The organism is Arthrobacter sp. NicSoilB4 (genome assembly GCF_019977335.1).
GTDB lineage: Bacteria > Actinomycetota > Actinomycetes > Actinomycetales > Micrococcaceae > Arthrobacter.
The window spans coordinates 880,534-891,648 of record NZ_AP024653.1 but is presented as its reverse complement, the minus strand read 5'-3'; the positions used below and the strand labels follow the sequence as shown (position 1 = coordinate 891,648).

General features: G+C 57.4%; 6 protein-coding genes. All 6 read right to left on the bottom strand.

Annotated features, from left to right (window positions below):
- Nucleotides 1-7: 7 nt before the first annotated feature.
- Genes pglZ through LDO13_RS04090 form a run of 6 tightly spaced genes read right to left on the bottom strand, consistent with a single transcriptional unit; the run spans nucleotide 8 to nucleotide 10,956 of the window.
- On the bottom strand, nucleotides 8-2,491 hold the full coding sequence (gene pglZ / locus LDO13_RS04115) for a BREX-1 system phosphatase PglZ type A (RefSeq protein ID WP_224048796.1): 2,484 nt from the start codon (nucleotides 2,489-2,491) through the stop codon (nucleotides 8-10).
- Entirely contained in the window at nucleotides 2,484-6,014 is a 3,531-nt protein-coding gene (gene pglX, locus LDO13_RS04110; protein WP_224048795.1) for a BREX-1 system adenine-specific DNA-methyltransferase PglX, read from the bottom strand. Before pglX ends, pglZ begins: the two co-directional genes overlap by 8 nt.
- Complete coding sequence (gene brxC, locus LDO13_RS04105; RefSeq protein ID WP_224048794.1) at nucleotides 6,014-9,535, bottom strand: BREX system P-loop protein BrxC; 3,522 nt, start codon at nucleotides 9,533-9,535, stop codon at nucleotides 6,014-6,016. The genes pglX and brxC overlap by 1 nt, the downstream gene beginning before the upstream one ends.
- Nucleotides 9,536-9,543: 8 nt before the next feature.
- Nucleotides 9,544-10,155 (bottom strand): DUF1788 domain-containing protein, encoded by a 612-nt coding sequence (locus LDO13_RS04100; RefSeq protein WP_224048793.1) that lies wholly within the window; start codon nucleotides 10,153-10,155, stop codon nucleotides 9,544-9,546.
- Nucleotides 10,148-10,768, bottom strand: coding sequence for a DUF1819 family protein (locus LDO13_RS04095; protein WP_224048792.1), 621 nt, complete (start codon nucleotides 10,766-10,768; stop codon nucleotides 10,148-10,150). Before LDO13_RS04095 ends, LDO13_RS04100 begins: the two co-directional genes overlap by 8 nt.
- A complete protein-coding gene (locus LDO13_RS04090; protein WP_224048791.1) occupies nucleotides 10,765-10,956 on the bottom strand; it encodes a helix-turn-helix domain-containing protein in 192 nt (63 codons plus the stop codon). Before LDO13_RS04090 ends, LDO13_RS04095 begins: the two co-directional genes overlap by 4 nt.
- Nucleotides 10,957-11,115: the final 159 nt, after the last annotated feature.

Here is an 11,115-nt window from a genome sequence, read left to right as displayed (position 1 = left end):
CTATCCCCTATGAGTCAAAATCGCTGGTGAAGGAGCGGCTGAGCTTGAGTGTTTTCGATGCATAGACGCCCCAGTGTGTGGTCTTGAAGGCCTTTGCCATGAGGCGGAGCTCGACATTCTCCTTCATGAGGTCATCGGCGTCTTTGCTCAGAAGTAGCTGCAGTGACACCATCCGCTCGCGCTTGTCGAGGCCAGCCAGATCAAAGTCGTGGATCACTTCATTTGAGATGAGCCGGTCACCGAAATAGAGACCAACCTTCAGTTGCCGCGCTTGGACTTTGTCGCTGACAGGCTCCTTCTGGAACAGACCGACGACAACCTGATTGGTTGTAATCGAATCCTTCTCCTGCATGATTTCGACGTCGACGAGCGAGACGTCCCCCGCCTTTTTCTTGTTCACCCGCAGTACAGGCACTACTACCTCCTGCAGCGAGGCGCCGCCGTGCACAAAACGGGCACCTGCTCCCTGACGCTTCAGTCTCTTGATGGATTTCGGGATCTGAATTTCAATATCACCCTCGAGGCCCAGTTGAGCTGACGTGAATGCCCGGAGCCCGTGCAATGGTTTCAGGTTGCGTCCGAGCACGAAGCGTCGGTTCTCGAAGAAGAACTCGTCGCCGTGCGGGGTCTCAGACAGAAAATCGCTGGCGTCGATGGGCTTGTCCTGGTAAATGAACCCGTGATCAGCCGTGATGAGCATATTGCTGACGTTGGCGCCCGCTGTCTTCTTGACCAGCGAAACCAGATCAACCAACGCTTGCTCGGCTGCATGGAATGCAGACGTCTCTGTAGCAAGCTTGTCGCCGGTGTGGTCGATGGTGTCGTGGTAGATGTAGACGACCTGGTTGTCCTTGAAAAGAGCCCTCTGCTCGTCACGAGTCAGATCACGAAAGGAGGTCGCCTTGATTGCTGTGCCGCCGACGGACAGCAGGATCTTGGACCGATTTTCGGTGCCCCCGGACGGCGCCCCGTCCAGCAGGACCAAAGCATTCTTTCCGGCCTGCTGCTCCAGCTTTGAATGCGGCAGCAGCGAAGCCATGCCCAGCTGGGTGTAGCTCGGGAGGACGCCCAGCTGCGCGTCAAGAGCAGCCTCATAACCGCTTTCCTGGCGCACGCGGGAGCCGAGCTCCTCGGCGATCTCATAGCGCATGGCGTCGGAAATGATGACGCAGACCTTGTTCTTCTTGGCCAGCTGCGGTTGGACATACTTGGCGAAGAAGTCGCGTTGTGATGGGACGACAGCGGATTTCCACTCCTCCAGAGCGTCCACTCGCACCTGCCACGCGTCGTTCAGCGGAATCAGGAACTTGTTGGAGTAGTGGCTCTCGACGACGTCGCGGAGCTGCTCAAGCGGCTGGCCGAATTCGGTCTTTCGCACCCGGTAGGTAAACCGTCTGTACAGGCTGTCGATCCGCCACCATGTCTGCGAGTACTTTGTCAGCCCGTCGTCAAAGGAGTTGATTTGCAGCTGGAAGGCATTGACTTCCTCAAGGAGGGCGACGCCAGCCTCGATAGCGAGATAGAGGTCCTGGTAGTCGGGCCACCACAGCGAACGGCGCCGGTGCCGCAAAACGTTACCGGCGTCCTTGCTGGCCAGATTCTTCTGGGCCGCCAGACGGGCCATCTCTGAAATGATCTTCTGGTCCACGACTTCGAAGGCCAGATTTTCGAGCAACTCAGTGTAGGGAGTGCCCTCTATGGCCTTGTCGATTTGGAGGACCTTGGAGGCGTCGCCCGACAGCGTGGTGAAGGCTTGGGAATGCCTTATGTCGTGGCTCCAGGAGCCGAAGAACAGCCGCGCGTTGCGGGCATGATGGCCCGCCTTGGGCTCATGTCCCGGCAAGGTGGATTTGAAGAGCCAGAGCGCGAAATCCTCAAGGCTGGGTTCGACCGAGTCGTAACCGTAGATCGACTGCAGCCCCTGGAATAGGAAGCCCGTCAGCTCGGAGTCCGCGATTTTCTTCATCCGAGCGGTCTTGTTCTTTGCGGAGTCATCCAGCAGAATCCCTACGATCTCGTCCAGCCGGTGGTCCGAAGCATCGCAACTGACTGCCAGCATCTTCGCTTTGACGTCCACCGCGGAGTCCGAATCTACGAGCATCGCTTTCAAGGCTTGCCGGTTCTTGTCGTCGCCAAAGAAACCTGGATGCTGTGGCACCAAGTACTTGAGGTCCTGCGGCAGGCCGCTGACGTCGGCGGCAAGGTCAACTTTGTTGGCGCTGAACTTTGCGTAGAAGAGTTCGACGTCGTAGAGCCAGTTGTCTATCCCTTCCTTGACTGGTCCTGTCCGGTAGAGAACGTAGCGCGGCACGGGATTGCTACGGAGGGCTTCAAACTTCCGCGCGAACTCGTCGTTCTTGACCTCTCGCTTCTCAACGCCATCTTCTTCGAACGAGTCGAAGTCAGCCCGGAACTCGCCGGCCGGATCGTTCCACACGACAATGCGCGACTTTCTCAACGCCTCGTTGAGATGCTGATGGATCTCACTCATTAGCTTCCAACCCCACAATCTTCTTCAGCGCGGCTCCGAATTTGGGGTAGTTGGCCTTGACTCCGTCGTCCAGGTCGATACCAATCTGCTCGGTCGCCAACGGGTACAGCACGTTCTGCTCCCATTCCTCCAGCTCCAGCAGCATCTTCCCGATCTGCTCCGCTTCCTTACGGGCAGCCGTCTGTTCCTTCGCCGTCGACACTGTCGACACCGCCACCTGGTCCAGACTCCCCCGGCGGGCCCGCAACTTCGCCTGGAACTCATGCAGGTAATCGTTCAGCACCACGCTCACCGTGTCCGGACGGTACCGGTGCATATAAATCAGCGCGTTGAACGAGCCCTTCGGCGAAGAGAACATCCAATAGATCGGACGCTTCTTGTACCGTTGGACGTGGTCCTTGTAGAAGTCCTGCACGAAGTACTTCCGAATGTCCTTGCCCAGAGCATCTTCAACGAACCGCAGGTTCTCCTCGAAATGCTCCTCACCGAAGGAGACCTTGAGGAACGCCCGGAATCGTTCGACAACGTCATCCTCAAACCAGCCATCGGAAAGAACCGGCAGAACGTTATCTTCATCCGGCATGAACGACGGCGACGGCACCTTCGCCAAATACTCCACCAACGAGTCACCCTGATCAGCCAACACCAGCCCCGGGACATCGAGGCTGTAGCGACCGAACATGCATCCCACCGAGTAGGACAGTAAATCTGGAACCCTCAGTCGCGCCGCAAGCGAGTTCGCTGTGCCGGTAGTCGCTCGGTCAGACTCATCCAGTGTGTGCGCGCTCGTTATTGAAGCTTTTCGGGTATCTACGTCGGTCGACACCTCTGAGCCCAAACCAAATGCCTCAGCGAAGTACTCGTTGTTGGCGAGCTCCAAGTCTCTGGATGTCCTTAGCAGCGATCGATCGTTCTCCACGAGGCGGCAGAGGCTCATCTGCAACGTGTCGCGAGAATGGGCGGAGCGAATCAAAGCATTCTCAGTGAACTGCCACGATGTTTCATAGGCATCCCAGTCTGCTTTTGAGATTTCAATCAGCTGTTTCACTACGTTCACATGAGACGCCTGTCGCATGGAGACAACAGGAATCCTCGCAATATCCCCCGCTTGAAAATTCAGTGTGGGGGCCAGAACTCGCAGGGCTGCAGCCGCGACCGTCGAATTCAGGAGCCCCAACAGGGAAAAGTGGGTCAGCTCATCTTCCGCAAAGACAGACATGCCTGCCACATCGAATATGAATCCCTCGGGATAATGCCTAAAGGAAGGAACGCTTGTGCCAATTAGAGACCATGAAATTGACCGCCGGAAGTAGAACGCGGTGTTCTTCGCGACGAAACCGGCATTGCCATTTAGATATGGATATTTCCTTATTATATTTGCTTTTATCTCAGTTCCGTCATTTTCCCAGTCAACGATGAACTCCTGGTTTCCGTACCATCGCCGGAAGTCGCCTCCTTTATTATAGGGGAACCATTTCTTAGCTGTTGACGCGGCATCCTCCGTAGACGCCAGATCAAAGCCTATTCGCCTGTAGGAAACCTCGTGCCACCGCCGCACAAACTGTCCGTTGTCAGTGGTTGCGAGACCCTGTCTAGGCGAAGCAATCTCAGCCAAAGAATTATTGACCTCGAAGATCTTGAGAAAGTCACTCGAAAGCCAATAGGCCACGGGCTCACCGTCGATCACCTTAAAGTCTCCCATTCGGGCTAAGTGGCGATTGGAAGACGTAGGATCTGCAACCGCTGCTGCAGCCGCCTTCTGAATGGCCGCCGGACCGCCCGATTCCTGAACCAGGCCAATGAACACTGTCGGATTCTGCGCGTACGGCCTTTTACGCAGCAGGAATGCACAGATCTGAACGGTTGCCTCCGCAAAGCCGGAAAGCGGTAGTTCCACCAGGGCGACGAGCGAAGCCGCAATCCCAAGTCGCTGTCGCAGCTTAAGGTGCGAAGAAATGTACATCCAAACATTAGGCGACATTATCCCCATATACGAGTCATTCAAGCCTAATTCACATGCTCGCACAATGAACGCAGAGAATAGATCCTTCTTGCTCTCCATGTACTCGGAGGAAAGGAAAGTCAGCAGAGACGAGCCCATGTTCCGGGAGCCCATGTAGGGCGGGTTGGCGACGACCACGTGGTACCGGGTCGAGAGATACTCCGACTGGCGGAGCACGGTCCGGGCCCGGTCCAGAACCTCCCCGGCGAACAGTGTTTCGGCTTCCCCGAGCGACTCGACATGGGCAGCAAGGGGTGCGATGAGCTCCTGGTTCGGGCGGATCAACGACCCGAACGTGTCCGCGTCCTCAAACGCCTGCCAAAACGCGACCTCCGCGTGCTTGTCTCCGCCCCGGGTCACGAGCATCTCCAGCTCATCAGCGGTGAACCGGACCGGCTCCAGCACGCAGATATTCGGTGCCGTGCACTTCCCCGGATTCAGGAACGACTTCTGCTGCGCCCTGGCCTTCATCACCAGCGCGAACGCCGCCAACGCACCGGCCCTTGGATCAATCTCCGCCCCAAACAAATTGTGCTTCAGAATCAGGCCCGGGATGTCCGAGGGCGCGTAGCCGGCCTCCTCATACATCAGGAACAACAGATCAAACGCATACGTGAGCATGTGCCCGGACCCGCACGCCGGATCCAGGACCTTCAACTCCTCCGGACCAGTAATCTTCAGGAAGTCCGTCTCCGGCTCCACCGGAGCAATGTAATACTCCATCCGCGACGCCAGATCCGAGGCCGGGTTGTTCAGCAGCCACAGCCGCCCCAGCGAGTTCTCCACCAGATACTTCACAATCCAGTGCGGGGTAAACAACTGCGTCGCCGCCGGGATCTCCACCGCCGTCGCCTTCTTGTTCTTCTTAAACCCCGCGAAGACCTCGTCCTTCCGCGCGGCAATATAGAACTGGTACAGCCAACCGATCACCTCAACATCCGAGCAGACCTCAGGCGTCAGCGTCCGCAGTATCCGGGCCACAATCGACCGGTCCGAGAGCAGGTCATCCGGAACCAGCAGCTCCGTGAAATCCCCCGTCCGCTCAAACATGAACGGCATCGGCCCCGCCCAGTGATTGCAATACGCCGCCAGCAGAAGCTTAAACGCCTCCCCCTGAGCATCCCCGGACACCACAGAACCCGACAATAAACCAATTACCCGGTCCCGGACCTTCTCCCCCACCACCTCAACATCAATATGGCCGGCCTTCGCGTCCGCCAACACCTCCGGCTGCCCCGCCACAGCACCCCCCGCAGGGGACACCACGCCCACACCCGTATAACCATTCACGTCCATAAACCGCAACGCGACCAAACGGTTAAACCACGTATACGCCACCTGATCGACCACAACATCACGGCCCGAGCGCGCAACCACACTCTCAAGACGCCGGACCGCCTCAGGAAACTCCACCCGCTCCACCGACCCAGGCAACAACACCCCAGCCAACCGGGCCCCAACAACACCCACCAACTCAACCCGAACACCCGCAGCAAACCCACGCAACAACGACAAATCCATTAGGGGGTCACCTTGGTTCCACTAGAGATTTCGGCCTTCAGGGCTCGGCGAACAGCATCCACAAAATCCTCGATGTCAGCGGTTGTCTCAATAAGCTGGATGTCCGAGTCCAACTCAAGGGAGCCGAATGGCACAATCTTGACGGGCTTATTGGGCTCGGGATCGCCGTTCGGATAGGTTGGCGATCCAGTGGGACGCTCCTTTGGGTTTTGAGCCAGGATTTGGAACAACGCGGGCTTCACGTCATCCTGGAAAGCACTCGCTTTGCCTTTCAGAGTGACGATCTGTTTCTCCGCCGCGATACCGGCTTCAAAGCTTTCAACGCGTTTGAGCACATGTGCCTGCGCGTCGTCCGTTGCCTTCAGGAAATGATCACCGCCGGTAATCGCCGTGGCTGCCTTTCCGACAGCTCCCTGGGCATCTGAGCGGGCCGCATTTACGGCACCTTCCAGCACCTCACGGAGCTGCTGAAGCTGAATGTTTAAGGCGGGTATCTTTCCACCGCGGAAGAGCGTCGGATCGTCCAGGAGCTTCTCGATGATTCCGGGCAGCTCCGAGTCAATTTGCGCGAGGTTTGACTGCTCGCCCCTCAGCAAGGCGGCCGCGTCATCGTAGATTTTCTTCTGCTGTCCATTGAGGAAGCCTTCGATGGGGTCAATGAGATCGGCCTTGAAGTCTTGCAGCTCGTCCATGTGAGTGCGGAAGGACGTGAGGTACCAATCGTCTGACTGACCGCACACCTTGGCCAGCGCCTCCGTGGCGTCGGAGAGGGAGCTCATGAACGGATAGTTGAACTTGGCCCGGTCCGACGTCAGCTTGTCGCGCAGGGACTGCAAACGAGCTTTGGTGGCAGCTGCCAGTTCCACGGGGTCAGCGGTCGGCTGCGGCTCGAGAAAGAAGTCCTTATAGAAATCCGCCAACGCGCGGACGTCCGCTGACCGGTAGGCGACAGGAACGGTCAGAACCAGGACTGGGAAGCGGGCGGTGTTCTTCAGATCTGATCCCGCCTCTGTGCGGGCCAGCTTCACGCCGTCACGGCTCACCGCAACCTTGCCAAGGCCAATCAACTTTGCAAGCTGCACCTGAATTGCAACGGTCGACCACCCGTACGGCTTCTGCACGAAGTGTTCGTCGACCGACTTGACTGTGACTTTGGCAGCTTGGGCGTTCTGCAGAGTAACCCAGTTCAGGATTTCTTGTTCGCCTGCCGAGACCATTTGGGCAGCGTCGCTTTCGAGCGCGCCGTCGAGGACTTTGAGGTTCTTCTGGATCTGGTCCTCAGTGAATTTCGCGCTGCCAAGCATCGAGAGCATCGGGTATGTCCGGGCAATAAGATCCTGGAATGCCAAGTCAATCCGCGCGGCCGGGTCTTCTGAAGTCACGGCGATCTCCGAGGCGTTGGCCACCATTGTCGCTTTCGCAACCAGGTTACGAAGTCGGCCGACCACTTCTTTCCGCCTCTCGGCGAGCTGCCGCCCCTTGACTTCCAGAATGTGCCGCACAGCGTCGGATTGCTGGCTGGAGCTTTTCAATTTGAGGTACTTCTCAGTCCTGAGATACAGCCGCAAATCTGCCATGAGCCTGCCGTCGTCGGCGATGACTACGCGAAGCTCATCCTTGCCGGAGCTGTGGGCCTTAAGGGTCTCGAGCGAGTCTGCGTACTCGTATTCCGGGCTGATGAAGTGGAGAGTCAGCTCCTTCTGCTGACCATAGGGGCTATCGTCAAGTCGTACCCCGAACGGGAAATCCTGGCCATTGGAGACGTAACGCACCTTCGATGACTTCAGGATGTCGCCGGTGAGGAACGCCGCGAAATCCGATCCGAACTTGTTTGAGTCCAGTGGAACCGACTTGATCTCCTGCTCAATGTCCTTTTCATCACTTGTCAGGTATTCATAGGTAGAGCCGTTGAGCTGGATGAACGTTTGCTGCTCCAGGAGATTCAGCGCGTCCTTCACTTTGGTGGAAAAGTCGACCATGTTCAGGCCGAACCGGCTGTACAAGAGGATGGTGATATTCCGCGGTGTGGCCTTGAAGTCCGGCACGTACTTCACTAGGAAGAGCGCTTTGAGCACCTGCACCGCGAACAGATTCTGCGGGCTGACGTGGTCCTCAGCGGTCATGATGGCCCCTTGGACCTGCGATTTTAAGGAATGTCGAATTCCCTCGAACATGCGGTCAAAGGTCGCGAGTTCGCCGACCGGGGTATCTTGCAGCTGTTGGATGACGTCCTGGAAGACTCCGAGCATGGACCGAGCTCCGACCGCAAGGTTGTTGCCCTCAAACGCATTGTGGGCGGACAGCCCCTTGAGGGCGTCCTGGAACAGCGTGTATTGGTAGGTGATGAAGGGGTAGCTCGATGTGAAATTCTCTTCATCCTGGAAGATGCGGTACTTACGTGATCCATCCGCGAAATCGAAAAGCGTTTTGAAGTTGTTCGCTTCGGCCGCGTAAATTCCGCCCAACTGGATTGATCCGCTGGCGGTTTTTTCCAGCAGGCGTTTCTGAATGACTTCTTCCACATCCGCACTTGTGAGCTTTACCCGGTTCTTGAAGCGCGCCTGGATCTTGGAAAAGTCGTTACCCTGTTTGCTCGTCCGGTCGCCGATGACGGCGTCGACGTCCTCCTGGGAAGTGACTAGTACCCATGCCCGGCCATTGCATCTAGTGGCGAGCGTCTCCGCGACAGTCTGGAGATTCAGCATGAGCTTCGTATTGTCCGCAATGAACTGCCCGACCTCGTCGACGAAGAAATTGAGCCGGTAGTTTCCGTCCTGGCTATCCAGCCACTCCCTAACGTCGTTCGCAAAGTCTTCGATAGAGACGCTGTACTCGGAACGGTACTTTGAAAGGATCTGCGTGGGCGCTGTTTCATCCTGGCCCGTTACACGCGCGTAAGCCTTAGCGATATTGCCTTCTTGGAGGATGCCGAGGGTGCGCCCCTCTTCCCACGCTTTGGACGAAATCTCTTGGTAGACGCCCTTGAAACTGTCGAAAATGCCCTCTTTGACGAGGTCCCTCTCGAACTTTGCCACGTGACCCAGCTGCCCGTAGAAGCCGCAGGACTCGTTGAAGACTTTCACGAAGACGCTGAGCAGCGCATCCGGCTGGTCCTTGCTCTGCAAGGTCGCCTTCTGGTCGATGTTGAAGAGAATGCTCTTCGCCGGGATCTGCCGGGACTTTTCTATCGCCGCACGGAGGATGCCATTGCCGGCGGTCTTCTGGATGAAACTCTCGACTACTTGGTCCCTCGAGACCTTTTGCCCTTCGACGTCGCCGAGTAGGTGAGCCAGCATCTTGAGCATGTGGGACTTACCGGATCCGAAGAATCCAGAAACCCAGGCGCCGTTCGCGCCGGCGTAGTTGTTGTAGGCGTCCAGGAGGGATTCCATCCGCTGGCTGGCCTCGTTAGTGAGCACGTACTCACTAACTTCCGTGCCGATCTGGGACTCGTCGTCGGCTTTGACGACGCCCTCAATCGTTCGCGAAATATCTTTCGCAAAGATGTCATGAAGCTTCATGGTTCCCCCTAGTTAACGTGATAGTCGAAGATGTTGAACGCGCGGTAGTACTGGTCATCGGTGAGCTGCCCGAAGAGGACTAGCGAGGACCCCTGCGAAGCTGACTGGCGATATTCCCCCGGGAAGAACATCAGCATCGGTTTGTCTTTCGAGATGCTTAGGAGATTGTTGAGCACCGTGTGCGACCGGATGTAGGGAAAGACTTCGCCAATCCCGGTGAGGAAGAAGATGTCGTGCGGCGCTTTGAGTTTCTCCCTTACGCGCGGAGCGAGCTCGTGCGCTGGATCGAAGATCTGCTGGAACAACTCTCGAAACTCGTCCTTGGAGTGCTGGGATTCCGCCTCCAGAACACTGTCCCATAGCTCCCGTTCTTGGAGGATCTCGACTGTAAGGTCGTAGAGATTGATCTCCAGGACTTCGATGCCGTCGACTCTAAGACGGCTCTGAAGTCGCTTCTGAACCTTCTCCATCGCGAGAGCCTCAGCTGGCGCGAAGGGACAGATAAAGAAGGGAACTTCGTTCCCGGGCACCTTGTTGTCAAGGAAACGCCGGCTCGTGAGCGCCTTGAGGAGGTGCTCTTCGCGTTTAGCGAGGGGCATATCTGAGACCTTCTTATGCATGCATCAAACTTTCAATTTCGAAATCCGCGATGGGGAAAACCAGGAACGACCCCGGACCGCGTCGGCGTAAGGCTTCGGCCACCCGTTCTCCTATCACTTGAGGAAGGATATGGCCTGCCTCTGACACTATTTGCGCTTCCCGGAGCATCCTGAACAAATTCTGCCGAAGCTTGTTCTTCGTGCTGGGCTTGAGGTCCTCCAACTCACCGTGCCAGAACGACTTCTTGACGAAGAACGTATCCAGAGCACCGGGGCCCAGCTCGTTGCTCATGGATAGGTATCTCTCTCTAACTTCCTCTTCGGCGAAGTCAGCGACGAAGGGGTACTGGAGGCAGATAGCCAGCCATACGAGCTGTTGGCGCTCGGGGGCGTTGCCGCCGACCACGATCTCCAGCTCGGCGTCAGTCAGCATGCTGGCACGGTCCATCGCCTCGCGGCTGATGCGCGCGACGGCGGACGCGGTGCGCTTCTGGATGAGGTTGTTCGCTCTCACCGAGGCTCTGGCCTCCCGCCAGTCACCGAGCCGCAGATACTCCGCAGCTAGGACACGGCACTCGTTCGCCAGAAGTCCGCCCGTGGTGAAGGACAGCTTGTAACGTGTCTCGTCGCTCAATCCGACGGTCCACCTTCGGCCGCCCCGCCGGCAACAACCCACGAATCTACGTCGCTGAGCTTGAACTTCCACAGCCTTCCGACGCGATGAGCCGGCATATTCCGCTTTGCGAGCCAGGCGTACACGGTGTCCTTGCTGACGCCTAGGTGCTCCGCCACGTCATCCACCGATGACCAGGGCTCAGTCATGGAGACATGACTTGGGTGTTTGCGGCATAGGCCCGATCTTATCTGACGAGGTCGGGTTCGTTCGTAGTTGGGCCGTGCCGCGGGCGAGGTGTCCCCTCGCATCCGAGGAGTCAACGACGCTTTCCGGTCCCTTGTGAGGTCCCAAGTCTTACGCGCCGC